This is a genomic window from Daejeonella rubra (assembly GCF_900103545.1).
In the GTDB taxonomy this organism is placed as follows: domain Bacteria; phylum Bacteroidota; class Bacteroidia; order Sphingobacteriales; family Sphingobacteriaceae; genus Daejeonella; species Daejeonella rubra.
In genome coordinates this window covers 1-26,554 of the sequence record NZ_FNHH01000039.1, presented here as the reverse complement: position 1 = coordinate 26,554, position 26,554 = coordinate 1, and the positions used below count along the sequence as shown (strand labels likewise).

Sequence of the window (26,554 nt, the reverse complement as noted above, 5' to 3'; positions counted from 1 at the left end):
CGAGGGTTTGGTAAGTGTCTTGCAATGTGATGTTCGGTTGAGTAAACACAAAGCAACTCTTTTTTTATTTATCCCCCAAGAATTATGCTTGATCCAAGAAATGGCTCGTTTACTTACATTTGTATCAAGCAATCAGAAAATAATTGCTTACACACTGTAGGGTGGTGAAATTTGGCAGACACACCTCCTCGTCTCGGTGGCGAAGATTTGGGAAATACCGTAAAAGGGAAATAACTGCTTCGTGGAGGTTCGAATCCTTCCCCTACAGCAAACCTTATTCAACAGGTTTATAATTGGTTAGTTTAGATAAGCTCCTGCCCATCAGGAGCTTATTTATTTAATAGCAATTTGGTTTTAAGCAGGCGCTTTAAAAATTTCGTAAATTCTTCATAATAATGGATCACACCCAAATTTGTGTACCAGGCATAAAGTTTAGCTAACCTAAAGAGAAAGAAATTCACGTTACCCACACTTCGATACTGTGCCCTGAAGGCTTTGATTTTAGAGTTGAACGATTCTGGGACCACTCCCATTTATTCCTCCTCAGGCAGATTTAGGGGGAAGAATATTATTGTCCAAATAAGTTTGAAAACTCTTTTCCCGTATATAGTTCCTGTTGCGCTACCTTAAGCTATGACCTTGGTAAGCTCCTGCTCATCAGGAGCTTATTTTGTTTAAAACAATCCCAATTCCATTAAATATCCCTTTCTTCCGTATCAGAATTTTGCCAGGTTGGAAATTTTATACACAAAAGGCGACAGTCAATTATTAATTTGGTATCAAAATGATATAATATTTAATTATTTAGCAAAAATTAAAATATATTATTAAAATATTTGCAAGAAACAAACCTTATATTTACATTTGTATCAAGCAATCGGAAAATAATTGCTTACACACTGTAAGGTGGTGAAATTTGGCAGACACACCTCCTCGTCTCGGTGGCGAAGATCTGGGAAATACCGTAACAGGGAAATAACTGCTTCGTGAAGGTTCGACTCCTTCCCTTACAGCAAACCTTATTCAACAGGTTTATAATTGGTTAGTTTAAATAAGCTCCTGCCCATCAGGAGCTTATTTTATTAAAACAAATTCGTAAAATTCAGAATACCCGTTTTGAACTATTTCAGTTCATATTTATCAGCATATCGTTTAAACAACTGCTTATGAAGGTTATCCAAACTAATGGTTCGGCCTTGAATAAAAGCCGATTCTACCTTATTGCCCAGCATGTCCAGCGCATCGCCATCTGAAATGAACAGAGTTGCATCTTTTCCTTTTTCCAGACTTCCTGTTGTTTTATCGATCCCCAGTATTTTGGCTGTATTCAGGCTGATCATTGATAATGCCTGTTCTCTTGTCAAGCCATAAGCAACCGCTGTGCCTGCTTCGAATGGAAGATTACGCTGACGCCAGTATCCCGTACCTGTCAGTGAATAGAGAACTCCACCATCCTGTAGTAATTTTGGAAGCTTATAAGGAAGATAAACATCGTCCTCAGTTCTGTCTGGTAAGGTTTGCGTTTCAACAAGAATTACAGGTACCTGGTTATCACGAAGAAGATCTGTCACCAGGTAAGATTCTGTACCTCCTACGATCACAGGTTTTACATTGAATTTCTTAGCCAGATTAACTGCCATGATGATGTCTTTTGCAGTATTTACATGGATAAATAATTTTTTGCTGCCTTTGAACAGGCCCTTCATGGCATCAAACCGGGCGTTGAATTCAGCTGGCTTTGACAATTCAGAATAAGCTTTGGCTATAGTAAAATAGCTTTCTAACTCAGAGATCTGTTTTTGTTGAGCCTCTTTAGGATCACCTGCTGGTGCCGCAGCATTCTGCCCGAAAAACCCACCGCGGGTTCTAACTACCGGCCAATTGATATGGATGCCAATATCATTCTTATAAGAAGCATCTTCCCAATTCCATCCATCTAATACTACAACTGACGACTGACCCGATACTAATCCGCCTGCAGGAGTTGGCTGCGCCATTAATACTCCGTTTGAACGCAAGGTTGGGATAACCTTTGAATCAGTATTGTAGGCGATTATTGAACGGATATGCGGATTGATTTCACCAACGTCTCCCTGGTCATCTGTACCTCTTGCTCCTGATTCAACTTCTATCAATCCCAGTGATGTATTCGCTGCAATGAAACCAGGGTAAACATGTTTACCTTTTGCATTAATAATATTGGTGGTTCCTGAGTTGAAATCCATTCCACCTGCATTGCCTATTCCGGTGATCTTCCCTTTATCAAAGCTGATATAGCCATTTTCTATGACCTGCCCGTTTCCTGTATGGATTGTGGCACCAATAATTGCTACCGGTTTTGACTGTGCTTTAGAAGGTATAATTGTAGCTTGTCCGAAGGCGAATCCTGCATAAAGCATTAGACCCGCAAAGCCTGTATATTTTTTCATGTTGATCTTCATTTTGTGATGATTATTGATTTTGTGCAGAAAGGTCGAGGTTCTCCATAGTTTCACACTCGTAAAGACGCTGACGCTGCAGGCTTGGGCGGGCAGTTACCGTTCCGCTGCTCTTGGCTTCGATCATTTTCTGAATGATCCTTCCCTGGTCTGCTTTTAATTCCTTTTGCTTTTGTGCGTCCTGATCTATATCCCAATAAGCAATACCATCTACAAATGTTTTTTCAGCTTTTGCATAAATGGACAATGGATTGTCAGACCATAGAACCAGATCTGCATCTTTTCCAACTTTCACACTTCCTACCCTGTTATCTATATGCAGCATTTTAGCAGGATTTAAAGTGACTAGTTTCAATGCGTCTTCTTCGCTCATCCCACCATAGGTGATCGCTTTTGCAGCTTCCTGATTCAAACGTCTGGCCATCTCGGCATCATCCGAGTTGAAACCGGTTAAAACACCTACGTCATGCATGAGCTTTCCATTGTAAGGAATAGCCTCAGCAACTTCGTTTTTATAAGCCCACCAATCACTGAAAGTAGAGCCAGCAATTCCACGTTTCTTCATTCCATCAGCAACTTTATAACCTTCCAGTATGTGGGTAAAGGTATTGATCTTAAAGCCCATAGAATCAGCTACATGCATCAGCATGTTAATTTCCGACTGAACATAAGAGTGACAGGTAATAAAACGCTTATTGTCCAGTATTTCTACCAGTGCATCCAACTCCAGGTCGCGTCTTACATTATTTCCTTTCACTGCCCTTGCTGTTTTATACTCTTTGGCACGGGTAAAGGCATCAATAAATACTTGTTCAACACCCATTCTTGATTGAGGGAAGCGTAAATTTCCTCCCGGAATCTGAAAATTACTTTGTTTCACATTTTCACCTAAAGCAAATTTGATGAAGCCATCACTGCCTTCAAACTTAAGTTCTTCAGGGTTTTTGCCCCATCTTAGTTTAATAAGCTGTGATTGTCCGCCAATTGCATTTGCTGAACCATGAAGGATCTGTGAGGATGTAACTCCTCCAGCCAGCTGACGGTAAATATTGATATCCTCTGAAGTAATGATATCAGCGATTCTGACTTCCGAGCTGACAGACTGTGCCCCTTCATTAATACCGCCGCTTCCGCCAATATGTGAATGCTCATCAATGATGCCGGGAGTAAGATGCTTTCCACTTGCATCGATCACTTTCGCAGAACCTGCACTTAGGTTTTTGCCGATCGATTTTATTTTACCGCCTTCTATCAGAACGTCTGTATTGATTAACTTTCCTTCTTTCTCATTGGTCCAGACCGTAGCATTTTTAAACAAAACAACTTCTTTTTTGGGGGCTTCAGTATAGCCGTAGGCCATAAATGGATAAATAACCGGACCGCTGGCAATTACGGGTTTCGGGCTCTCCTTTTTTGCCTGATCCTTAAAGGCTTCTTTATATGAAGCAGTCCATTTTTTGCTTGTGCCATCAGTTAAAATAGCCTCACCTTTGAAAGTTATTGGTGATACTGAGCTGATGTACCCGTTTAATCTGGTAGTTCCTGCAGGATTCTTCTTCAGATCGAAGTTCATACTTAAGAGATCACCAGTCCGGGTAATATTACCTTTTACCTTGATACTGTCTATTCCTTTTCGCTCTACTTTAAGGTCATAAGAGCCTGTTGTTCCGCCAATCTTAATTTCAAGATCAGAGCTTCCTTCCATATCTAAGGTATAGGTGCCTCTTAGATCGGCGATATCCATTTTTGTAACAACATATTGATTGCCCTGTACCCAGTTCTCATAAATGATATTATCTTTTTTGAAGATATTGTCCGATGTGATGATAAAGTTTGCGAGTTTTCCTTTACTCAATGTTCCAACCAGTTCAGATACACCCAACATTTCTGCCGGTACTTCGGTTAATGACTTTAAAGCTTGCTTCTCGGTCAATCCGTGATCAATCGCAGTACGAAGGTTGGTCCAGAAATCTTTCGGGGCTGCTTCCAGGCCGAAGCTGGTTATTGCGAATTTTATTCCTGCTTTTTCAAGTGCAGATGGATTTGATGGTGCCAGCTCCCAGTCTTTTAATTGGGTATAGCTAATATTTCTTGCATCAGCCGGATCTTCAATATCAAAAGGTTTTGGGAAGTTTAAAGGGATAATGAAACTTCCTCCTGTTGCTTTTGCTTCAGTCAAACGCTGATATTCCTTGCCGTCTGTTTTGAATACATATTGCTTACCAAATTCATCACCGATCTTATCAGCCCTAAGTACACTTAAAACATCACTTACCTCAAATATCTGTGAAAGTGATTGCGTTTTATTGAATTCATCCAATGAGATATTATATTCATCTTTTTGATTCTTATACCAGGCAGCATCCAGATATGTTTGGCGCAACAATGCGATAGAACCCATCAGGGAAGTTGGATAGCTGTTGGTAGAACTTCCTTTGCTGAATGAGTAATGGGCTGCCGCCTGATCTTTCAGGATCACGGTGCTTTCATCATTATCATTTAAAGTTGAAATAAGAGATACACCTCTTGCAATTCCATCACGGCTAACAGATTGCACGGTGCCAAAACCTGCTTTTTTATAGTCTTCTGCTTTCTTCGCATCGACAGCAAAAATTGATCTGACTGCAATTTCCGGCCTGATCGCCTCATTCCATGAATAGGCACCTGCTTTGGTGGAGGTAAATACCTGGCTTCGTCCAAAACCACCTCCTTGTCGGATACCTGGCCCGGCTGCTAAGCCATAGCTTGTATAGGCATCAACAAATGAAGGATAAATAAATTTACCTTTCAGATCAATCTTAATGTATCCATCAGGAATAGTCAATCCCTGACCTACGGCTTCTATTTTTTGATTTTTGACCAATAATACACCATTGCTTATTGTCTGTTCTGAACTGACAACTATTGTAGCATTGATAAAGGCATACAGGCCCGGTCGTTTATCATGTGAGCCGTTCACAGGGTAAGTTACCTGTGCAGCTGCGTCGCAGACCTGTGCGATCAGTAAACATAAAAGAAGAAAATATCTCATTACTATTTTGGTTTTAGGAGTTCGAATGTAGTTGATATTCAGCTAGTCATTATAGTCGAAATATAACATTGCTGTTACATTATTATGAGGGCCCAGCCGGTTTGATCCGGATGCTGAAAAATAGGGTGAGCATTTATCCATTTCAACTCTTAACTTTGAAGCTGAATATGAAAAAGAGAATCATTCTTCAGGCCTTATATCTGCTTCCGTTATTCATTTTGTCTGCATGTACAAAAGATGATAATGAACCGATGCCACAAAGTACGGTCTCCAGATTATATGTTTCAAATGCAGATACAGACGCAGCTATAGCAAATACAATGATCTTTGATCCTGCGGATCAGACGGCATTTACAGAACCCTATAAATTCGATTCAAAATTGCCCGATGGAAACGGAATCCTTTTTAACCCATTTTCCGGCACTGTTTTCCAGGTAAGCAGAAAGAATCAGAATATCAGGACTTTTAAAGTGAATACTGATGGTAGCCTCTCAACTGGTAACTCATTTGTTGACGAAGGCCTGCTTAGTGCCAGAGAAATGGCCTACGATCGTACACGCGATGTTTTATATGTTTCCAGCAATATCGACAGCGCAATTTATGTGTATACCAAAGCCAGTACTTTAACAGGAACGGCAGCTGCCTTTAAAAAATTGAAGCTTAATGGACAGCCATGGGGTATACATCTGGATAATAACAGGCTTTTTGTTGTAATTGATCTGGCTCGTGCAGAGGTTCAATTGTTTGAAGAAGTATCTGAACTTGCCGTAGGAAATATCACTCCATCAAAGAAAATAACAATTACCGGAGCTACCCGGCTTCATGGAATAACTTATTCTGCTGATCGGGATGTACTGCTTTTAACAGATATTGCAGAAGCTAGCTCTGCTGGATTTGATACAGATGGAGCAATTTATATTATCAAAGATGCAAATGCAGAATTCACAGTAGCAGGTAAAGCAGTTAGCCCCAAAACCACGATTAAAGGTCTGAATACCGGAATGGGAAATCCTGTTGATATTGCCTGGGATGACAGAACATCAAAAGATCTGATCTATGTTGCTGAAAAGGCGGGGCGTAAGATCCTGACTTTTAAATTTGCAGATAGCGGAAACGTAAAACCGGCTGCAATTGCCGTTCTAACAAGTAGTCCTGAGGCCATATATCTGGACGCGCGTTAACAATATTTAGGATTGTTATTAATGATACTTTTTGCTTTACTTTGATATAAAATAAAAAAGATATGTATTCAACTTTATTAGGCCTGCATTCCGGACTGCGATATATCGTCCTATTATTATTAGCCCTGGCATTATTAATGGCAATTATTGGGTTATTTGGTAAAAAATCCTATTCCGAAACTAATCGTAAAGTGAACCTGTTTGCGATGATCTTTACTCACACTCAGTTTCTGGTGGGACTGATATTGTATTTTTTCAGTCCGGTGGTCAACTATTCCAACATGGCTGTGGCTATGAAAGATGCTATGACCCGTTACTGGACGGTAGAGCATTCAGTTATGATGTTGTTTGCCATAATCTTGATCACAGTAGGCCATTCACGCTCTAAAAAGGCAAAAGATGCCATGAATAAACACAGGGCTATTGCTTTATACTATGGTTTGGCAGTATTGGTAATTATTGTTGCAATTTATCAAAGCGGACGCCCTCTACTGGGAATGTCATAAACTCAGCGAAAAAATTTGCATTCTCAAATTTCTTTATATTTTTGTGAACGATGAAGATGAAACAAAATACTGGCAATTGGTGGCGCACCTTAAAAGTAGCGCAGGGAACAGGTATTTTGAAGTGATAGCATAGTCAAGCAAAATCTAAACAATATACAACCCGGCGCCATAAATCGTCGGGTTTTTTTATGGTCAGTGATCCCCCGAAAATTATATGACCGGTTAAAATTTTATTATGAAGAATTATAAATTACACACCTCCCACAAAAGACTCCTGGCGGATACAACAACTCCGGTAAGCATATACCTGCGCTTGAGAGATGTTTTTCCGAACAGTATCTTACTGGAGAGCTCTGATTATCATAGCAGGGAAAATAGCTTAAGCTATGTATGTTGTGATCCGATAGCCGGAATTGTGCTGAATGGTGATAAACTGGAGACCTATTTTCCTGACGGTAATAGAGAGCAATATCCATTAGGCGATCTTGACCTGAAAAAGCATGTTTCTGATTTCAGGAAGCAGTTTGAGTCGACTTCCGATAATGATTTTAAATTCATCTCAAACGGCCTTTTCGGATATTTTGCATATGAAACCGTAGAGCATTTTGAAGATATCAAGCTGCAATCTGGTCCGGCGGAGGGGAGAGATATCCCACTCATGCAGTATCATGTTTACAGGTATATTATTGTAATTGATCATTTCAAGAATGAGCTCTATCTGCTTGAACACCGAATGGATAAGAATGCTCCTGACGGGCTTGAAAAAATCCAGTATCTCATTCAGAATAAAAATTTCCCTGAATATAAATTCAGTTTAAACGGGGAGGAGAAATCGAATTTCACGGATGAACAGTTTATTGAACTGGTCGAAAATGTAAAGAAACATGTTTATCGCGGGGATGTATTCCAGATCGTTCCTTCCCGTGCTTTTTCCAAGCCATTTTTAGGGGATGAATTTAATGTGTACCGCTCTTTGCGTTCAATCAACCCATCACCTTATCTATTCTATTTTGATTACGGTGATTTTAAACTTTTTGGGTCATCACCCGAAGCACAGCTCACCATCAAGAATAATCAGGCAACCATTTATCCTATTGCAGGTACGTTTAAAAGAACAGGTAACGACCTCCTGGACGCAGAGTTGGCTGAGAATCTGAAAAAGGATGTGAAAGAAAATGCAGAGCATGTTATGTTAGTGGATCTTGCCAGGAATGATCTGAGCAGGCATTGCGATAAGGTTGAAGTAAGGTCTTTCAAAGAGATCCAGTATTACTCTCACTTGATCCATATGGTTTCTAAGGTAACCGGGCAATTGCAGGATTCAGTTGATCCTTTTGATGTTGTTGGCGACACTTATCCGGCAGGAACCCTCAGCGGTGCTCCAAAATACATGGCAATGCAGCTAATTGACAGGTTTGAAAAGCAAAAACGCGGTTTTTATAGCGGAGCAATAGGCTATATGGGATTTAATGGCGACTTTAATCATGCCATTATGATCCGCTCATTTATGAGTCAGAATAATGTACTTCATTATCAGGCGGGTGCAGGTATTGTGGCTGATTCTGATCCGCAAAGCGAGTTGAATGAAGTAAATAACAAGATCATGGCTTTGAGGAAGGCTTTGGAAATGGCGGGGGAGATATAGGAGGTATGAAGTCTGATGTCTGAAATTTGTTGTCAGTTATCAGTTATCTGACCTCCGACCTCATACTTCATACTTCCGACCTCTGACCTCATACCTCCGTCCTCAATAGAATTGATAGTTTTAATTGAAAAAATAGAATATGAACATATTAGTAATAGATAATTACGACTCATTTACCTTTAACCTGGTGCATCTGCTGAATGAAACTGGCCATGAAGCTACAGTTTGGCGCAATGATAAGTTTCAACTGGCCGATGTCAATGCATTTGAAAAGATCCTTCTTTCACCTGGCCCCGGTATACCCTCTGAATCAGGATTATTGCTTGATGTGATCCGTACATATTCAGAAAGTAAGAGTATTCTTGGGATATGTCTCGGATTACAGGCAATTGCAGAGGTCTTTGGAGGTGAGTTATATAATCTTACCCGTCCGGTTCATGGAAGGGCCACAGAGATCACTGTTCTTGATGATCAGGAGAAGCTATTCTTTAATTGTCCAAAAAATTTCAATGTTGGCCGCTACCATTCATGGGCAGTGCGCAATGACAATGTACCTGAGGCGATCAAAGTAACTGCGGTTGACTCTGATGGAGTAATAATGGCTTTAAGACATCGTACTCTTGATGTAAGAGGTGTTCAGTTTCATCCGGAATCTGTACTCACCGAACATGGTAAATTACTGATTACAAACTGGCTGAGCTAAGCTTCATAGTTCAAATTAATATGAATAAAACGGATATGAAATCTTCACAGAGTGCCAAGGGAAATATCCTTGATAAGATAGTTGAAAAAAAAAGAGAGGAAATAGCACTTTCAAAGCTTAAAACACCGCTTATTAAGCTGGAGCAGAGTGATTTTTTTTCAAGAGCGTGTTTTTCTTTGCCTGATTTTATTTTAAATCCTGCCCTTACGGGTATAATCGCAGAGTTCAAGCGTAAATCACCTTCAAAGGGGATCATCAATGATAAACTGAGTGTAGAGGAAGTTACAAATGGCTATGTTGCAGCAGGTGCATCTGCACTTTCTGTTTTAACAGATGAAAGTTTCTTTGGAGGAACTAACAAGGATCTTATCGCGGCAAGAAAAGTGAATAGTATTCCGATATTAAGGAAAGACTTTATGCTGGATGAGTTTCAGATCATTGAAGCAAAGGCTCTGGGGGCAGATATTATCCTGCTTATTGCCTCCATATTATCTCCCTTGGAAATTCAAAATCTTTCAAAGCTTGCCAAATCATTGGGCATGAATGTATTGCTGGAAGTTCATAATCTGGAAGAATTAAACCGGAGTCTATGTGAGGATTTAGATGCGGTAGGAGTGAATAACCGGAATTTGGGTGATTTTTCTGTTTCTATACAGCATTCTCATGATCTGGTGGATCATATTCCATCTGAGTTTTTGAAAATCTCAGAAAGTGGAATAAGTGATCCTAAGAAAATTGTAGAACTCAAAAGAGCGGGATTTAATGGCTTCCTGATTGGAGAGAACTTTATGAAAGAAGTGGATCCGGGGAAAGCAATGAAAGAGTTTGTAGCTCAAATATAAGCCCTGATCTTTTTAAAAACGTTATTCAGGGATAATCTGACAGGGTAAGATCAATTTGACCGTTTCAAACCATTATCTTTGTACTTTGTTAATATTAATAGATGCCTAGACTAAAATTTCATGATACCACAGTAAAACCGGAAAGAGCAGTTCTTGTAGGGATAATTAAACCTGGAGAAACTGAAGAGCAAACCCGGGAATATCTGGATGAATTAAAATTTCTGGTTGAAACTGCCGGTGGTGATACGCAAAAGGCATTTACACAAAGGATGCAGCGTCCTGATAGAGCAACCTTTGTAGGTACCGGAAAACTGGAAGAGATAAATGCCTATGTGAAATCGGAAGAGATAGATATGGTCATTTTCGATGATGAACTTTCTCCTTCACAACTGCGAAATATTGAAAATGAACTTCAGGTAAAGATTCTTGACAGAAGCAACCTTATCCTTGATATTTTTGCCAGAAGGGCCCAGACATCGCAGGCAAAAACCCAGGTTGAGCTTGCACAACTTCAGTATCTCTTACCAAGATTAACACGTTTATGGACTCACCTTGAGCGTCAGAAGGGTGGAATCGGAATGCGCGGACCTGGTGAGAGCCAGATCGAGACTGACCGTCGTTTGATCCTCAATAAAATATCTGTACTTAAGGAACGCCTGAAAGAAATTGATAAGCAAAACGAAACTCAGCGTAAAAACAGAAGCCAGTTGATAAGGGTATCTCTGGTTGGCTATACCAACGTTGGTAAATCAACCATCATGAATATGATCTCAAAATCTGAGGTCTTTGCTGAAAATAAGCTTTTTGCTACCCTTGATACAACAGTTAGAAAAGTTGTGATTGAAAATTTGCCTTTTCTGTTATCTGATACTGTTGGTTTTATCCGCAAACTGCCGCATCACCTGATTGAGTGTTTCAAATCTACCCTGGATGAAGTGCGTGAAGCAGACATCCTGATCCATGTTGTGGATATATCTCATCCTAATTTTGAAGATCAGATCAACACGGTCAATGAAACATTAAAGGAAATGGGAGCTATAGATAAAGAAATAATCACTGTTTTTAATAAAATAGATGCTTATAAGCCAGCCGAATATGATCCGCAGGAGGAGCATCCGCCAATGAGTCTGGCTGATTTTAAAAATAGCTGGATGAGTAAGGATAGAAACCCTGCAATTTTCATCTCAGCACTGAATAAAGAAAATGTGGAGGAGTTCAGGTCTGTATTGTATGAAAAGGTGAAGGCGCTTCATACAAAACGATTTCCATACGATAAATTGCTCTACTAGTAATTTTTGCCACTTGTGAAATAAAAGCATTTTTGAATTGATGCTGACCTTCTTTTTATTGAATGGAGGTCATCTTTAACCCCGGCTTTTTACATTCACGTCTAATTTTAGTTAATTTGTAAATCACGCCTTCTATTTCCCCATGTTATGGAATCAAAACGTCAACAAAAGTTTGCAGGAGTAATTCAAAAAGATCTTGCTGAAATATTTCAGAGGGAAGGAATGAATTTTCTGCCTAATATAATGGTGACCATTACCAGGGTGAGGGTATCACCGGATCTTGCAATAGCCCGTGTTTACCTGAGCTTTTTTAATAGTACCAATAATACACTTGCTGTCAATACCATTAAATCTCATGCAAATGAGATCAGGTATAAATTGGGTAATCGTATTAAGGATCAGGTTAGAATAGTACCACATCTTGAATTTTTTCTGGACGATACCAGTGAATATGTGGAGCGCATGGATAAGATCTTTGATAAAATCAGTAAAGAACCTCGTCAGGCTGAAGATTCAGAAAGCGAAGATTAAGCAGTATGAGGACTATAAGAGAGCCCGTAAACTTTTATACCCATTTATTTCCTGCTATTCTGGCTATTCCGGGTACATTTCTATTGCTAAGCCGTGCGGATCTTCAAATAGAATACACAGCCGCATGGGTATATGGCATTTGTACTTTTGTCCTGTTTGGCATAAGTTCAACTTATCATAGCTATCCCAATACTGAAAGAGAGATCCGCTTCTGGCAGAAATTTGATCATTGCTGTATCTACCTGATGATTGCCGGTTCCTATACTCCAACAGCTTTACTTGTTTTTGATGGATGGATCCGCTGGACCCTGTTCGGCATGATCTGGACAATTGCACTTGCAGGTTGTCTGCTAAAAATATTCAATCGCTTGAAGCATACCGGCCTTTCATTGGCCATATACATTTCCATGGGCGCACTGATCGTGCCATTAATGGAAGAGATGGCCGAAAAGTTGCCCCTTTCAGCAATTGCCTGGATGGTTCTGGGAGGCATTTTTTATATAGGTGGTACCTTCTTTTATTATAAAGATAAGCCTATGGGCAACACTTTTCATAGTCATGAGATATGGCATTTATTCGTTGTAGCCGGTGCCTTGTCGCATTATATTTATAATTATTACTTTCTTTTCGCATGAGCAGGCTGACTCAGCTGGAGCTTTATCTGAAGGATCATCCTGAACATGTTTCTCCACTGGTTGATTTCGATTCACAAACCGATAAATTATTTCCATTTGACTTCAGCTCTTCTAATCAGGAGCTAAGCCCGCAAACTGTTGCGGATACTTCACTTTTTTCATCCTGGATATCCAATAAATTACAAGTCAATAATTGCCGTTACGGTTTAGGTGGATATAATGAACGTCGTATGCTTTATTCCAGAAGCGAATTGTTTAATAATTCAGAGGAACCACGACGTTTACACCTGGGTGTTGATATATGGGCAGAGGCGGGAACACCTGTATATGCACCTCTTTCAGGTCAAATACATAGTTTCAGGTTTAATGATGCCTTTGGCGATTATGGTGCCACTTTGATACTTGAACATGACCTGGATGGTTTGATTTTCTATTCTTTATATGGGCATTTGAGCTTGAGCAGCATTTCAGGACTACAAAAGGGTGCAATAGTGAAGCAGGGTGAAAAGATCGCTGAATTTGGTATTTTTTCAGAAAATGGAAACTGGCCTCCGCACCTGCATTTTCAGCTGATCTTAGACATGCAGGGCCATGAAGGTGATTACCCGGGCGTATGTCAATTTTCTGAAAAGCTGAAATTTCTTGGTAATTGCCCGGACCCTGATATTTTATTAAATCGAACTTTCAGCTAAGTATTCTTCTTTAATTTACTTAATTTAGAGAATGTCCATGAATTTGCTATTCATTATATTATCCACTATCACATCTCTTTTTGCTGATGAACAACCTGTATTTAAAGGTGGGCAGAAGAATTTGGCAAGCTTTATCTACAATAATCTGATCTATCCTGAATATTCCCGTGATAATTGCCTGCAGGGTACTGTTCAGGTTAGCTTTAAGCTTAACCAGCAGGGGAAGATATACTACTCAGAGGTAACAAAAGGATTTGGGATAGATCTTGATAAAGAGGCTTTACGGGTAGTGCGTCTAACTTCCGGTAAGTGGATCATGCCGGCTAATCATGATACCCTGGTTTCGATGGTACTGCCAGTTAATTTTACTCTTAGGGATTATAAATGTGAGCAGCGTTCCAAAGACGAAATTAATGCTGCAATTAATGCCTATCATGCCAGAGAAGGACTGAGTATGGTAATCTTCAATTACTATGATAAAAAATCTGAAGGGAATTACAACCCTGCTGATGAAGCCCGTATTGAAGCCATCAAGATGCAGTTAGGTTATGACGATAAATTCATTGAGCGATTATTAAAACAGGCTCAGCGTAAACTTAAGCAAGGAGATTCGCAGGGTGCCTGTGAAGATTTTCAAATTATCAGAATGCTGGGAAGCAGCAGATCGGCCACTTTCATTGAACAACACTGTAAATAGATATGATTTGCCTCTATTAAAGATATAATGACAGAAAATTCAACCGCATTTCAAAATTCAGTTAATAATAAAAGAGTGCTTGTAATCAGCATTTTTGTGGCGCTTTACTGGATCATTGGAAATACTGTGGATGTATATTATTATGCGTTTACCGGTGCAGTTTTTGAATTGCTCTGGCTTCCAATGCTTGCATTGATCGTATTTCTGCCGGTTATCTCCATTGTCTTATTGGTCAAAGACAGATTTAATCTGAGATCAATGGCACTATATTCGGTTCTGGTATTATCACCGGTTATTTTGCTGATGTTTCTGAATTGAAGTTAATGACAATCTATTATTCATGATCTTTCAGTTATCTGAAGATGAACTATGGTTTCCTGAACCTGAGCTGGCAGATGAAGACGGACTTCTGGCAATTGGAGGCGACCTTTCTGCTGAAAGATTAATTCTTGCCTACCAGAGTGGAATTTTTCCCTGGTTTTCTGATGATACTCCAATTTTATGGTATGCTCCCCATGAGCGGTTTGTATTGTTTCCTGATCAATTAAAGGTTTCTAAAACAATGCGCAAGCTTATGAACTCAGATAAATTTAGGATTACATTTGATAAAGCATTTCCTGAGGTTATAAATGCCTGCGCCAGCATCAGCCGTGAAGATCAGGAAGGAACCTGGATAACTGGTGATATGCAGGAGGCTTACATTAATTTATTTCGATTAGGTCTTGCTCATTCTGTAGAGGTTTGGGAAAATGATCAGCTTGTTGGAGGCTTGTACGGTATCCATATAAATTCTGTCTTCTGTGGCGAGAGTATGTTCAGCAAGGTTAGCAATGCCTCTAAGGCAGCATTGATCTGGCTATGTCAAAACAAGAGTTTTACGCTCATTGATTGTCAGGTTCACACCAGCCATCTCGAAAGTCTGGGAGCGGGGTTTATAAGTATGAGCCAATATCTAGCTTATCTGAATTCCGATCCAAAATAATGAGACGATGAATAAAAAATCACTAAATTAATCCTGGTTTTTCAAAACAAACGATGCAGTTACCTTATTATATCGATTTACTCGGCACTCTGGTGTTTGCAACTTCAGGAGCATTAGCGGCTTCGGATAAGAATATGTACCGTGATATCTTTGGGGTTACTTTTACCGGTTTTGTAACAGCAGTTGGAGGAGGTACACTCAGAGACATGATCCTTGGCACCCGTCCTGCCTGGGTTGCTGATGGAAATTACCTGATCGCAATAACAATAGGGGTATTATTTGCTATTTTCTTTAAGTACTATATCCTGAAATACAGACGAACATTCTTTCTTTTTGATACATTGGGTATAGCTCTTTATACAGTTGTTGGGGTGCAGAAATCTCTGGAATATGGAGTTTCTCCACTGGCAGCGATAATTATGGGAATGTTTTCAGCAGTAATGGGCGGAGTGATCAGAGATACGCTAATTAATGAGATCCCACTAATTTTCAAGAAGGAGATCTATGCCACCGCTTGTCTGTCTGGAGCAGCAGTATTTGTTTTGCTGAAGTTGCTTGAAATTGATGATAATATAAACTCCTTCATCAGTGTATTCATTATCATACTTATACGAACAATTGCTGTTAAATATAAGCTTACACTTCCTAAGATAGGTTCCAGATGATCAACTCAGGATATCCTCAATATCTCTGGCAGTTAATGATTTAACAAAACTTTCTTCTGTAGTGATCAATGATTCAGCAACCTTACGTTTTCGGTTCTGTAATGCAAGGATTTTTTCTTCAACTGTGTCTTTGGTTATAAATTTATAGATGAAAACATTCTTATTTTGACCTATCCGGTGGGTCCGGTCAATTGCCTGTTGCTCTACAGCAGGATTCCACCATGGATCCAGAATGAATACATAATCTGCCTCTGTAAGATTTAATCCGACTCCACCTGCCTTAATGGAGATCAGGAAGAGCTTGATATCTTTATTGGACTGAAACTCTTTAACAACCTCTCCACGTTTGGCTGTTGCCCCGTCTAAATAAGCATAAGGAGTTTTTTCTGCATTAAAATACTTCCGGTAAATATCAAGATGCTTGACAAATTGTGAGAATACGAGAACCTTATGCCCTCTGGAAAGCACATTTTCAAGGGTATGGATCACGTTTTCGAATTTTCCCGAATCACCTGCATAGCCTTCATCGATCATTCCCGGGTGATTTGCGATCTGCCGGAGTTTGGTTAAACCCTGTAATACCTGGATCTGAGATTTTTTAAATGAACCATCCTCCAGATTCAGAAGTAATGCATTGCGATATTCTGATTTTATCTCTTCATAATACTCTTTCTGTTCTTCACTCATTTGGCAGTAAAACAGATTTTCAGTCTTTGGAGGCAATTCGGTGGCCACCTGAGTTTTGGTTCTCCTTAATACAAATGGTTTTATTAATGCCTGAAGTTTGGAAGCTTTTTCTTCATCCTTTTTCTTTTCAATGGGGATAACAAATTCAGTATAAAACAGGCTCTGACTGCCTAATAAACCCGGATTGATAAAAGACATCTGTGTCCAGAGATCATTCACCGTATTTTCAACCGGAGTGCCACTCAGGATCAGCTTATGTTTTGATTTAAGTGTTTTTACTGATTTAAATGATTTCGATGCAGGATTTTTGATGTTCTGGCTTTCATCAAGAATAATATACTCATAGAAAAACGTTTTTAAAATCTCAACGTCAACCCTGCTTATTCCATAAGTAGTAATTACCACGTCATAATTTGCAAATATTTCTATGTCTTTATTCCTAAAACTGCCGGTATGTGCATGGATCTTAAGTTTTGGAGCGAATTTTTTAGCCTCATTCAGCCAGTTATAGACCAATGAGGTTGGCATAATTATCAGCGATGTGGTGTGTATTCCGATATCATGGTTCTCTTCCTTAACCTTTTGAAGCAATGCAAGGGTCTGTACCGTTTTACCGAGACCCATATCGTCTGCCAGACAACCTCCGAAATTATATTTTCTCAGGAAATGAAACCAGTTATAGCCAGCTTTCTGGTACGGTCTTAATATTCCATGAAAAGCTTTCGGAACATCAATTTCTTCGATTTCTTCAAAATCAGCCAGCTTTTTAAGCTTCCTGTCCATACTAACGATCGCCAAATCACTATTGCTGAAATCATTGACAAGCCCAATATGGTGTTTTTTAAGTTTCAGATGCTTGCTGCCTTCTGAAAATTGCAGCAGATTACTGTATTGTGCAAACCATTGTTCCGGTATAACTGCAATTTCTCCTGATGGAAGCTTAAACTCGCGTATCTTATTGAGGATATGATTTTTTAGGTCAATAAATGGAATCTGATAAGGACCGAAGTGAACCACAGCATGGATATCAAACCAATCATTGTTTTCTCTGATCTCCAGATCCACTTTGCTTCGACCAATAACATATCGTTTATTGCCTTCGGTTTGTTCAAACAAAAAGCCTTTAGTTTCAAGGTCATCATGATGCTCATTCAACCAATTGATAACACTAAAAGGAGAATCTTCAGAATCCTTATCCTGGCTAACTGGATTGTAAACATTTGAAAAAACTGTTCCGGAAGAGCTTAAGCCAAGCTCCTGTAATATATTTATCTTATTCTTTTCCCAGCTTAGTGATCGTTTTATTCGGTGGAAGATATAGTCATTGTCGCGCTTCTCAGTTCGCACAGTTACCCTCCTGTCACTTCCTGAGGGGAATATATAATCGCCATATCTGAAATACAATTGCAGCTGAGGGGCCTCACTATCTGAATGAAGTAACTTCAGAACAGGTATAGCCTCAAACTTCTCTGTCCTGATTTCAAATCCCTCAGCATAAACTGCATGTTTTTCAATTAGCGGTGCGACAAATTTTTCAAAGTATGTTTTCTCAGACGATTTTGGAATGGATATAAAGCGTTTATTTAGAAAGGGTTGTAATTTTTTTCCTTCTACATCTTCCTCGAAATAGTAGAGAACCTCATCAAGTAATAACCAGGCGGGCTGATTGCAAATGATTTGTGCCTCTTTGAACATAAACTCAATGCGCTGCCCCTGGAATTTAATGGTTGGAAAATATCGTGTTTCTGTTAGATTGCGTCTGAAATGAAATAAAACAGATGATGGCTCTGTTGCAATACTAAGCTTCCTTTCAACCGGCCAGCCTTCTTTGCTCATCAGGTAGAGGTTTCTGTTGCCAATAAGTTTTAAGGCCTCCACTATTTTCTTTTCGATCTTTGGTCTTAACGTGTCGTAGATCTTTTCATCAAATATGGTACTGAAATATTCAACCGGTCTGATAGCCTTTTTATGATATCGCTTGATAATATGGCCCTGTTCAGTTTCCTCCAGAAGTTTAATCAGCTTCATGTCCGTTTCATCCAGAATGGATGAGAACTCAAGCGCAGTTGTGCTGAATAACCTTTGGTAGGTAAGAGAGAATCCCTCATCTGAATTTAACTGTACAATATGAGGTTCGATCAGAAAGCCTAAAAACTCATGTTTGCAGATGGAGTATACAATTTTACATGGCTTTTCGCTGTCAACTCTTAACATAGGGATTTAGAAAAAATATTGGCAAGCTCACCAATAAAAAATTCTAAATCTAAACAGAATTTTCATTTTTTAGGGAACACCCTAAAAAAAATGCTAATTTTTGATAGAAAAGGCACTTGGAATAAAAAAATAACAATAAAATATAGCTATGTTCTCTTTTTTTTGTGGATTTTGGAATGATCGTAGAATAATTAACCCAAAGAAACCTTGAACCCGAAAATTATCCAGTCTTAGATGTTTATTGAACCCTCAAATACAAATGTTGCCGGACCTTCCAGGAATACATTATTGAATGAATTTCCATCATAATTGAAGTTAACATTCAGATTTCCCCCCGGTACTCTGATTGAATTCTTAATCCTGCCAGTCAATCCTTTTTTCTTTGCCATCGCCATGCTCACAGCTGTTACACCGGTGCCACAGGCAAATGTTTCATTCTCAACTCCTCTTTCGTATGTTCTTACAAAGTAATGATCGCCAAGGTCTTCAACGAAGTTTACATTGATTCCTTTGGCAGAGTAGGTTTCATTATATCTGATGGTCTTTCCATCCTGATAAACATCTTTAGAAGCAAGATCCTCAACTTCTAATACATAATGTGGTGATCCGGTGTTCAGAACAAATGCATCGCCATCTGTTTTGATGTCCTGAACATCAATCATTTGTAAGCTTACCCAATTGCCATTTTCTGAAATTGTGGCATAATGAGGACCATCGACTGCCAAAAAGTTAGTTTCTCCTTCAATAACTTTCAGGTGATTTGCAAATGCAACAATACATCTTCCGCCGTTGCCGCACATACTTCCTTCCCTGCCATCTGCATTGAAATAAAGCATTTCGAAATCAAAACCATTTTTCATCTGCAGCACCATTAATCCATCAGCCCCAATACCAAAGTGACGGTCGCATAGTTTTTTAATGGTTTCCGTATCGTCAACTAAAGAAAATGTTTCGTTTCTGTTGTCAATAAGGATAAAATCATTTCCCGCACCTTCGTATTTTAAAAAATCTAACTTCATAAATTGAGTGTAATAAATAGGTTTTACCAGATCAGTGATTGATGCGTGGTAAAACATTTTTTAAATTTCGGTATTTAATTTGAAATTGCTTTAATTCAGATTATTAATGACAGCTTTCGTTAAATATACATTTAACATTTTTTAACATAAAAAGGATATTGGAATTACTGGTATTGCGTTTAACTGGTATTAATTTTGAGAAAGAATTATTACTATTTTAAAAAAAGAAAATTTGAACATATGAACAAGATTGGTGTAACTTTTTTAACAGCATGCCTTGGTGGGGCAGTTGCTATCGGATCGTATAAGTTGATCGAAAGTAAATTACAGGATGGAAGTTCTTTTGAAGACAAACAAAAAGTTTATTTTACAAATAATCCTTCTCCTACTATAAATTCATCATCCGGTGAACTTGACTTTACTCAGGCTGCAGCTTCTGTTACTCCTGCTGTGGTGCATATCAAGACTACCTATAATAATGACTCTGGTGAGGGTAATTCTGGTCGTGATAAACAGATGCAGGATCTTTTTGAAGATTTTTTTGGAGGACGAAGACGTTCTCAGGGTCCGGCTCAGGGTTCAGGATCAGGTGTGATCATTTCTGATGATGGATATATCGTAACAAACAATCATGTTGTTGATAATGCGGACAAGATCGATGTGATCCTGCCTGATAAACGCTCTCTCGTGGCAAAAGTGATTGGAAGGGATGCCAATACCGATCTTGCCTTATTAAAAATTGAAGGTTCTGGTTTTCCGATAGTGAAATTGGGAAATTCTGATAATGTACGTGTTGGTGAATGGGTTCTTGCAGTAGGTTATCCTTTTGCTCTTAATACCACTGTAACAGCGGGTATCGTTAGTGCAAAGGGCAGACAGATAGGTATTCTGGATCAGGGGAATAATCAGAGTACGGATGGAGAGCCTCAGGCAAGAACAGCAATCGAATCCTTCATTCAAACTGATGCGGCAATTAATCGTGGTAATAGCGGAGGTGCACTGGTAAATACCAAGGGTGAACTTATTGGAGTGAACGCTGCAATTGCTTCTCAGAGTGGTAGTTATGAGGGGTATGGCTTTGCTATTCCTATCAATCTTGCAAAGAAAGTTTTAAATGATTTCAAGGAATTTGGTTCTGTTCGCAGAGGTTATATAGGAGTTAATTTCACCGGACTTGATGCTGAACAATCTAAACGACTTGGAGTTTCAGAAATTAACGGTCTGTATATTAATGAAGTTATTCCCGGCAGCGGTGCTGCTCAAAGCGGATTGAAAGAGGGTGATATCATCACTAAAGTAGATGGAAATCAGATTTTTTCACCCTCTGATCTGCAGGAACGTATTGGCCGCCTTGGCCCTGGCGATAAAGTTCAGTTATCTTATTTAAGAGCTGGCAAACTATTAGTGACCAATGTCACCCTTAAAGGTGAAGAATCAGTTCGAACAGCAAATAACAGTACGAATAGTGCAGTAACTAAGAACCTTGGTGCAAGCTTTGCACCAGCCAGTGATGTACTTAAGAAGAAATATAAGATCAGTTCTGGAGTTGTAGTTAGTAATGTTAAGCCAGGAGGCTTCTTTGATCAGCTGGATGTTGTTCAGGGTACAATAATCACCTCAATTAACGGTCGTCCTATCACTAATGCAGATGACATAGAAACGGCTATTTCTTCAGGCAGAAACAATATGGCAACTGTTAATGCGATCAGTCCGGATGGTATGCAGATCAGATATCAGTTTCAGGTGAGATAATTTTTCATCTATTAATTCTTTTAGAAAGCCTTCCCGATAATTTGGGGAGGCTTTCTTATTTTTGTGAGATGGCTTCAGTTCCCTATGCTTTAACTTTTCTTGATCAGAACCTTTTACTCCTGCCTGAAAAGGCCATTTATTGGAAGGAACAACAGACTCTCATTGTCGCAGACATTCATCTTGGGAAGGTTGGACATTTTAGAAAGGCAGGTATAGCCATTCCAAAAATGATGGAGCAGGATGACCTTGCCGAATTATCAGACCTCATTCATCGGTACAGCCCTAAAACCATTTTACTACTCGGAGATCTTTTTCATAGCGACTTGAACAATGACTGGGATTGGCTGGTACTTTGGCGCTCTTTATTCAGTGATCTTCGGATGATCCTGGTACTCGGTAATCATGATATCCTGAACAAGGCATTATATTCTGATCTCAAATTTGAATTGTACGGGTATTTAGATGCAGGTCCCTTTCGTTTTTCTCATGAGCCTATGGAAAAGGGTCTTTTGGCAAAAGCTGGTTTATATGTGATCAGCGGTCATATTCATCCGGGTGTTGTTTTGGAAGGTGCCGGAAGGCAAATACTTACGCTCCCATGTTTTCATTTTGGGAAGAGACAAGCCATTCTGCCGGCTTTCGGAAAATTTACAGGTAAGGTCAGAATGAAAAATTCTAAGGGAGACCGTATTTTTGCAGTTCTAAAGGATAAGATCGTAAGCTTTTAAACTGCCTGATTTTAAGGTTTAAGATTAGATTGTTTCTAAATAGATAAATTCTTAATCCCCATGCTATTTAACTGCATGATTTTTCTCATATAATGATAAATTTGCTCCCTGAATAATAAAATAATACAAGGTAATGAGCAATTTCGCAAAAACGTTCTCATCCTCATTGGGAAAAAAACTGGTAATGGCCCTGACAGGCATTTTCCTCTGTACGTTCCTTATTGTACATTTAGTAGGAAATTTACAGTTGTTTAAGGATGATGCAGGACAGGCATTCAATGCCTATGCCTACTTTATGACGCATTTCGGTCCGATAAAGATCGTTTCCTATTTGTTATATGCTTCAATCATCATTCATGCAGTTTATGCATTAATGCTGACCGCAGGTAACAAAAAAGCGCGTCCTGTAGCATACGCCGTTCAGGCCGGTGGTCAGAATAGTCCCTGGACATCAAGAAACATGGGCATATTAGGTACCATACTTTTAGTATTCATTGTGGTTCACATGGGTGATTTCTGGTGGAAATATCATAATGCTGAACTGCCTTATGCAAAATATGAGATCAGTCTTGACAACCCGAAAGATATTCAGGTTTCAGAATTGCCCTATGATGCAAACAGGCTGGTACATTCAGAAATCGTTGACGTACAGGCTGGTAAGCAAATCGTTATTTCAAAGGATTTGTATAAGATCGTTAACAATGCATTCCAAACCTGGTGGTACGTTCTTTTATATGTCATTGCTATGGCTGCTTTGTCATTCCACCTGATCCACGGATTCAAAAGTGCATTCCAAACCATTGGATGGAACAACAGTAAACTTCTTCCGATTATCCGCTTTTTGGGAGTCTGGATTTTTGGAGTGTTGATTCCATTGGCTTTTGCCGCAATGCCTTTATACTTTTTCTTCAAATAAGATTACACAATACCCGGGAAACCGGGGTTAAAATAAATTTCTGAGATGAAATTAGATGCTAAAATTCCACAAGGCCCTTTAGCCGAGAAATGGTCCAAACACAAATTTAACCTTAAACTGGTTAACCCATCTAATAAGCGTAAATACACGGTTATTGTAGTTGGGACAGGTTTGGCAGGAGCTTCTGCAGCGGCTTCTCTGGCAGAATTGGGTTATAATGTAAAAGCTTTTTGCTTTCAGGATAGTCCCAGAAGAGCACATTCCATTGCTGCTCAAGGTGGTATAAATGGTGCAAAGAACTATCAGAATGACGGCGACAGTGTTTACCGTTTATTCTATGATACTATAAAGGGTGGTGACTACCGTGCCCGTGAAGGCAACGTTTACCGTTTGGCAGAAGTGTCGGTTAATATTATCGACCAATGCGTAGCACAGGGTGTTCCTTTTGCCCGTGAATACGGAGGCTTATTGGATAACCGTTCATTCGGTGGTTCACAGGTTTCACGTACTTTCTACGCAAGAGGACAAACAGGACAGCAGCTTCTTTTAGGTGCGTATTCAGCTTTGAACCGCCAGATCAACTTAGGCAAGGTAAAAATGTTTACCCGCCATGAAATGATGGATGTGGTTAACATTGACGGTGAGGCAAAAGGTATTGTAACCCGTGATCTGATCAGTGGTGCAATTGAAACTCATTCAGCTCATGCAGTGCTATTATGTACCGGTGGTTATGGTAATGTCTTCTACCTTTCTACAAATGCAATGGGTTGTAATGTAACTGCAGCATGGAAAGCGCATAAGCGTGGCGCTTATTTCGCCAATCCATGTTTTACACAGATACACCCTACCTGTATTCCTGTTACCGGTGATCATCAATCAAAGCTGACCTTAATGTCAGAATCATTGAGAAATGATGGTCGGGTTTGGGCACCTAAAACAAAGGAATTAGCAGAAAAACTTCGCAAGGGAGAAATAAAAGTGACTGACCTGAAAGAGGATGATCGCGATTATTTCCTGGAAAGAAAATACCCTGCATTTGGTAACCTTGTTCCACGCGATGTTGCTTCCCGTAATGCAAAAGAAATGGTGGATGATGGTCGTGGAGTTGGTGCTTCAGGAATAGCGGTATACCTCGATTTTGCGGAATCTATCAGTCGCCTTGGCGAAGATGCTGTTCGCGCTAAATATGGTAACCTGTTTGATATGTACCAGCAGATCACAGATGAGAATCCATACAAGCAACCTATGCGTATTTACCCTGCTGTTCATTACACTATGGGTGGATTATGGGTTGATTATAACTTACAAACTACGGTAAAAGGACTTTATTGTTTGGGAGAAGCTAACTTCTCAGATCACGGAGCTAACCGCTTAGGTGCTTCTGCTCTGATGCAGGGTCTTGCAGATGGATATTTTGTGATCCCTTATACTTTGGGAGATTATCTTGCTACCATTGGTCCAAAAGCAGTTGACGCAAATCATCCGGCATTTGAAGAAACTAAAAAGAGCGTTGTTGATAGAATCAATAAGCTTTTAGCTCTAAAAGGTAATAAAACCGTTAGTGAGTATCACCGTGAGTTAGGTCATATCATGTGGGAATATTGTGGAATGGCCAGAACTGAAGAAGGTCTTATCAAAGCGAAAGGCCTTATTCGTGAACTTAGAGAAGATTTCTGGAAGAATGCCATCGTTACCGGTGTTAACGAAGAGTTTAATCAGAATCTTGAAAATGCTGGCCGTGTTGCTGATTTCCTTGAGCTTGGAGAACTGATGGTGGATGACGCTCTTGACAGGAAAGAATCTTGTGGTGGTCACTTCCGTTTAGAAAGTCAAACCCCTGAAGGTGAAGCATTAAGGGATGATGATCAATACGCTTATGCTGCGGCATGGGAGTATAAAGGAGATAATCAACCAGAAACCCTGCACAAAGAAGAGCTGGTTTTCGAAAATGTTAAATTAACACAAAGAAGTTATAAATAAGACAGGAGATAAGAGATATGAGATTTGTGACACTATCGTCTTAAATTTCATATCAATCTCAATAATAAAAACCAAGATTGAGACACAGAGTACAGATTTATATCTCATATCTAATGTCTCACATCTCATATCTCAATAAAAATGAGCAATAATATGAATTTGACATTAAAGGTTTGGCGTCAAAAAAATGCTGAAGCAAAAGGTGAATTAGTTTCATATCAGGCTGACCATGTTTCTCCGGATATGTCATTTCTGGAAATGCTTGATGTTGTAAACGAAGGGTTGATCAAAAAAGGTGATGATCCTATTCACTTCGATCATGACTGCCGCGAGGGTATCTGCGGATCCTGTTCATTGCACATTAATGGTAGACCGCATGGTCCGAAGCAAGGAATTACTACCTGTCAGCTGCATATGCGTAGTTTCAATGATAAAGATACCATAGTTATTGAGCCATGGCGCGCTGAAGGATTTCCTGTAATTAAAGATCTTGCAACAGACCGTTCTGCATTCGATCGTATTCAGGCGGCCGGAGGATTTATTTCGGTTAATACTGGTGGAGTTCCTGATGCCAATGTTATTCCAATACCAAAGGTTATTGCTGATGAGGCATTCAACTCTGCTACCTGTATCGGATGCGGGGCTTGTGTAGCTGCATGTAAAAATGCCTCTGCAATGCTGTTTGTCTCTGCAAAGGTCTCTCAGTTAGCATTATTACCTCAGGGACAACCTGAGCGTTATCGTCGTGTGCAGGCTATGGTTGCACAGATGGATGCGGAAGGTTTCGGAAGTTGTACCAACACTGGTGCCTGTGAAGCTGAATGTCCTAAAGAAATATCAATAACGAATATCGCCAGAATGAACCGCGATTATTTCACTGCAAAGCTATTCAAGTCAGAAGAATAAGCAGAACATTTTTATAAAGGTTATAATAGCTCAGATACGTTTTTCGTGTTTGAGCTTTTTTTGTACATTTTATCCCGGAGGTTTTACCCTTGAATACCTTTCAAATGATTTATCCAGTATTGAATTATTGGGTTCTATATAGTAATTAAGGTCAGATAAATCAGGAACAGGTCTAAAACATTATACCGGGTAATTATCACTGATTTGAGTACTCAATTCCCCAATCGGGAAAATTTATCCCATATAATACCTTGTTTTTTCCTCAAAAACCCTGTTTTTGGCATGTTTAGCGGTTTGGACTACTCTTTGCCTTAGTATGATCAAACAAGGAAAAAAAAATCTAACTATAAAAACAACATGAAAAAAATATTCGCATTAATCGCATTCGTTTCATTCTTAAGTACAGCATCATTTGCACAGACTGCAAATCTTAACATTACTTTATCTGATGTTCTTTCATTTAGTGTAACTCAGCCAGCATCATTGGATGTAAACTTCGATACAGAATTAAAATA

At 39.3% G+C, this 26,554-nt stretch carries 22 protein-coding genes and 1 tRNA gene; 19 read left to right on the top strand and 4 right to left on the bottom strand.

Translation table 11 applies throughout. From position 1 onward, the window contains the following. Positions 1 to 155: 155 nt before the first annotated feature. Positions 156 to 268, top strand: a tRNA-OTHER gene (locus BLR27_RS18610). An 853-nt stretch (positions 269 to 1,121) separates the two neighbouring features. On the opposite strand, the gene BLR27_RS17320 is transcribed toward BLR27_RS18610, so the two are convergent. After that, the gene (locus BLR27_RS17320; RefSeq protein WP_245704548.1) at positions 1,122 to 2,429 is read right to left on the bottom strand and encodes an amidohydrolase family protein; all 1,308 of its coding nucleotides are present in this window, start codon (positions 2,427 to 2,429) and stop codon (positions 1,122 to 1,124) included. A gap of 22 nt (positions 2,430 to 2,451) precedes the next feature. Then, on the bottom strand, positions 2,452 to 5,469 hold the full coding sequence (locus BLR27_RS17315; RefSeq protein ID WP_090707002.1) for an amidohydrolase family protein: 3,018 nt from the start codon (positions 5,467 to 5,469) through the stop codon (positions 2,452 to 2,454). Positions 5,470 to 5,636: 167 nt separating this feature from the next. Between BLR27_RS17315 and BLR27_RS17310 the strand changes: the two genes are divergently transcribed. The 13 genes from BLR27_RS17310 (at position 5,637) to BLR27_RS17250 (ending at position 15,837) form a co-directional block, all read left to right on the top strand. After that, positions 5,637 to 6,650 carry a YncE family protein gene (locus BLR27_RS17310; protein ID WP_143007780.1) on the top strand — a complete coding sequence of 338 codons (1,014 nt, stop codon included), beginning with the start codon at positions 5,637 to 5,639 and terminating at the stop codon, positions 6,648 to 6,650. Positions 6,651 to 6,712: 62 nt separating this feature from the next. Next, a complete protein-coding gene (locus BLR27_RS17305; RefSeq protein ID WP_090706993.1) occupies positions 6,713 to 7,156 on the top strand; it encodes a cytochrome B in 444 nt (147 codons plus the stop codon). Positions 7,157 to 7,391: 235 nt separating this feature from the next. After that, positions 7,392 to 8,801 (top strand): anthranilate synthase component I family protein, encoded by a 1,410-nt coding sequence (locus tag BLR27_RS17300; protein WP_090706991.1) that lies wholly within the window; start codon positions 7,392 to 7,394, stop codon positions 8,799 to 8,801. A gap of 139 nt (positions 8,802 to 8,940) precedes the next feature. After that, a complete protein-coding gene (locus tag BLR27_RS17295; RefSeq protein ID WP_090706989.1) occupies positions 8,941 to 9,504 on the top strand; it encodes an anthranilate synthase component II in 564 nt (187 codons plus the stop codon). Positions 9,505 to 9,539: 35 nt separating this feature from the next. After that, positions 9,540 to 10,346, top strand: a complete 807-nt coding sequence (gene trpC / locus BLR27_RS17290; RefSeq protein ID WP_090707004.1) for an indole-3-glycerol phosphate synthase TrpC — start codon at positions 9,540 to 9,542, stop codon at positions 10,344 to 10,346. Positions 10,347 to 10,447: 101 nt separating this feature from the next. Next, a complete protein-coding gene (gene hflX, locus BLR27_RS17285; RefSeq protein WP_090706987.1) occupies positions 10,448 to 11,635 on the top strand; it encodes a GTPase HflX in 1,188 nt (395 codons plus the stop codon). A gap of 147 nt (positions 11,636 to 11,782) precedes the next feature. Beyond that, a complete protein-coding gene (gene rbfA / locus BLR27_RS17280) occupies positions 11,783 to 12,166 on the top strand; it encodes a 30S ribosome-binding factor RbfA (protein WP_090706986.1) in 384 nt (127 codons plus the stop codon). A 5-nt stretch (positions 12,167 to 12,171) separates the two neighbouring features. After that, complete coding sequence (gene trhA, locus BLR27_RS17275) at positions 12,172 to 12,801, top strand: PAQR family membrane homeostasis protein TrhA (protein ID WP_090706984.1); 630 nt, start codon at positions 12,172 to 12,174, stop codon at positions 12,799 to 12,801. Continuing rightward, complete coding sequence (locus BLR27_RS17270; RefSeq protein ID WP_090706982.1) at positions 12,798 to 13,493, top strand: peptidoglycan DD-metalloendopeptidase family protein; 696 nt, start codon at positions 12,798 to 12,800, stop codon at positions 13,491 to 13,493. Before trhA ends, BLR27_RS17270 begins: the two co-directional genes overlap by 4 nt. Before the next feature lie 37 nt (positions 13,494 to 13,530). Next, positions 13,531 to 14,190: a TonB family protein gene (locus tag BLR27_RS17265; RefSeq protein WP_176767742.1), complete on the top strand. Its 660-nt coding sequence runs from the start codon at positions 13,531 to 13,533 to the stop codon at positions 14,188 to 14,190. A 27-nt stretch (positions 14,191 to 14,217) separates the two neighbouring features. Continuing rightward, complete coding sequence (locus BLR27_RS17260) at positions 14,218 to 14,508, top strand: hypothetical protein (RefSeq protein WP_090706977.1); 291 nt, start codon at positions 14,218 to 14,220, stop codon at positions 14,506 to 14,508. Between the two features lie 22 nt (positions 14,509 to 14,530). Then, positions 14,531 to 15,172, top strand: a complete 642-nt coding sequence (aat, locus tag BLR27_RS17255; RefSeq protein ID WP_090706975.1) for a leucyl/phenylalanyl-tRNA--protein transferase — start codon at positions 14,531 to 14,533, stop codon at positions 15,170 to 15,172. Positions 15,173 to 15,225: 53 nt separating this feature from the next. After that, the gene (locus BLR27_RS17250) at positions 15,226 to 15,837 is read left to right on the top strand and encodes a trimeric intracellular cation channel family protein (protein WP_090706972.1); all 612 of its coding nucleotides are present in this window, start codon (positions 15,226 to 15,228) and stop codon (positions 15,835 to 15,837) included. On the opposite strand, the gene BLR27_RS17245 is transcribed toward BLR27_RS17250, so the two are convergent. Together BLR27_RS17245 and dapF are read right to left on the bottom strand one after the other, a co-directional pair. Further along, positions 15,838 to 18,738, bottom strand: a complete 2,901-nt coding sequence (locus tag BLR27_RS17245; protein WP_090706969.1) for a DEAD/DEAH box helicase — start codon at positions 18,736 to 18,738, stop codon at positions 15,838 to 15,840. A gap of 230 nt (positions 18,739 to 18,968) precedes the next feature. Further along, a complete protein-coding gene (dapF, locus tag BLR27_RS17240) occupies positions 18,969 to 19,757 on the bottom strand; it encodes a diaminopimelate epimerase (protein WP_090707003.1) in 789 nt (262 codons plus the stop codon). A 240-nt stretch (positions 19,758 to 19,997) separates the two neighbouring features. Between dapF and BLR27_RS17235 the strand changes: the two genes are divergently transcribed. From BLR27_RS17235 to BLR27_RS17215, 5 genes are all read left to right on the top strand, one after another. Next, a complete protein-coding gene (locus tag BLR27_RS17235; RefSeq protein ID WP_090706967.1) occupies positions 19,998 to 21,509 on the top strand; it encodes a Do family serine endopeptidase in 1,512 nt (503 codons plus the stop codon). Positions 21,510 to 21,577: 68 nt separating this feature from the next. Then, on the top strand, positions 21,578 to 22,237 hold the full coding sequence (gene pdeM, locus BLR27_RS17230; protein WP_090706965.1) for a ligase-associated DNA damage response endonuclease PdeM: 660 nt from the start codon (positions 21,578 to 21,580) through the stop codon (positions 22,235 to 22,237). Between the two features lie 133 nt (positions 22,238 to 22,370). Next, positions 22,371 to 23,153, top strand: coding sequence for a succinate dehydrogenase cytochrome b subunit (locus BLR27_RS17225; protein ID WP_090706963.1), 783 nt, complete (start codon positions 22,371 to 22,373; stop codon positions 23,151 to 23,153). Between the two features lie 45 nt (positions 23,154 to 23,198). Beyond that, positions 23,199 to 25,133 (top strand): fumarate reductase/succinate dehydrogenase flavoprotein subunit, encoded by a 1,935-nt coding sequence (locus BLR27_RS17220; RefSeq protein ID WP_090706961.1) that lies wholly within the window; start codon positions 23,199 to 23,201, stop codon positions 25,131 to 25,133. A 141-nt stretch (positions 25,134 to 25,274) separates the two neighbouring features. Beyond that, positions 25,275 to 26,039 carry a succinate dehydrogenase/fumarate reductase iron-sulfur subunit gene (locus tag BLR27_RS17215; RefSeq protein WP_090706959.1) on the top strand — a complete coding sequence of 255 codons (765 nt, stop codon included), beginning with the start codon at positions 25,275 to 25,277 and terminating at the stop codon, positions 26,037 to 26,039. The last annotated feature ends 515 nt before the right edge of the window (positions 26,040 to 26,554 follow it).

Coding starts and splice junctions, on each gene's coding strand:
- BLR27_RS17320 (WP_245704548.1), bottom strand. CDS start 2,429: ATGAAAAAATATACAGGCTTTGCGGGTCTAATGCTTTATGCAGGATTC.
- BLR27_RS17315 (WP_090707002.1), bottom strand. CDS start 5,469: ATGAGATATTTTCTTCTTTTATGTTTACTGATCGCACAGGTCTGCGAC.
- BLR27_RS17310 (WP_143007780.1), top strand. CDS start 5,637: ATGAAAAAGAGAATCATTCTTCAGGCCTTATATCTGCTTCCGTTATTC.
- BLR27_RS17305 (WP_090706993.1), top strand. CDS start 6,713: ATGTATTCAACTTTATTAGGCCTGCATTCCGGACTGCGATATATCGTC.
- BLR27_RS17300 (WP_090706991.1), top strand. CDS start 7,392: ATGAAGAATTATAAATTACACACCTCCCACAAAAGACTCCTGGCGGAT.
- BLR27_RS17295 (WP_090706989.1), top strand. CDS start 8,941: ATGAACATATTAGTAATAGATAATTACGACTCATTTACCTTTAACCTG.
- trpC (WP_090707004.1), top strand. CDS start 9,540: ATGAAATCTTCACAGAGTGCCAAGGGAAATATCCTTGATAAGATAGTT.
- hflX (WP_090706987.1), top strand. CDS start 10,448: ATGCCTAGACTAAAATTTCATGATACCACAGTAAAACCGGAAAGAGCA.
- rbfA (WP_090706986.1), top strand. CDS start 11,783: ATGGAATCAAAACGTCAACAAAAGTTTGCAGGAGTAATTCAAAAAGAT.
- trhA (WP_090706984.1), top strand. CDS start 12,172: ATGAGGACTATAAGAGAGCCCGTAAACTTTTATACCCATTTATTTCCT.
- BLR27_RS17270 (WP_090706982.1), top strand. CDS start 12,798: ATGAGCAGGCTGACTCAGCTGGAGCTTTATCTGAAGGATCATCCTGAA.
- BLR27_RS17265 (WP_176767742.1), top strand. CDS start 13,531: ATGAATTTGCTATTCATTATATTATCCACTATCACATCTCTTTTTGCT.
- BLR27_RS17260 (WP_090706977.1), top strand. CDS start 14,218: ATGACAGAAAATTCAACCGCATTTCAAAATTCAGTTAATAATAAAAGA.
- aat (WP_090706975.1), top strand. CDS start 14,531: ATGATCTTTCAGTTATCTGAAGATGAACTATGGTTTCCTGAACCTGAG.
- BLR27_RS17250 (WP_090706972.1), top strand. CDS start 15,226: ATGCAGTTACCTTATTATATCGATTTACTCGGCACTCTGGTGTTTGCA.
- BLR27_RS17245 (WP_090706969.1), bottom strand. CDS start 18,738: ATGTTAAGAGTTGACAGCGAAAAGCCATGTAAAATTGTATACTCCATC.
- dapF (WP_090707003.1), bottom strand. CDS start 19,757: ATGAAGTTAGATTTTTTAAAATACGAAGGTGCGGGAAATGATTTTATC.
- BLR27_RS17235 (WP_090706967.1), top strand. CDS start 19,998: ATGAACAAGATTGGTGTAACTTTTTTAACAGCATGCCTTGGTGGGGCA.
- pdeM (WP_090706965.1), top strand. CDS start 21,578: ATGGCTTCAGTTCCCTATGCTTTAACTTTTCTTGATCAGAACCTTTTA.
- BLR27_RS17225 (WP_090706963.1), top strand. CDS start 22,371: ATGAGCAATTTCGCAAAAACGTTCTCATCCTCATTGGGAAAAAAACTG.
- BLR27_RS17220 (WP_090706961.1), top strand. CDS start 23,199: ATGAAATTAGATGCTAAAATTCCACAAGGCCCTTTAGCCGAGAAATGG.
- BLR27_RS17215 (WP_090706959.1), top strand. CDS start 25,275: ATGAGCAATAATATGAATTTGACATTAAAGGTTTGGCGTCAAAAAAAT.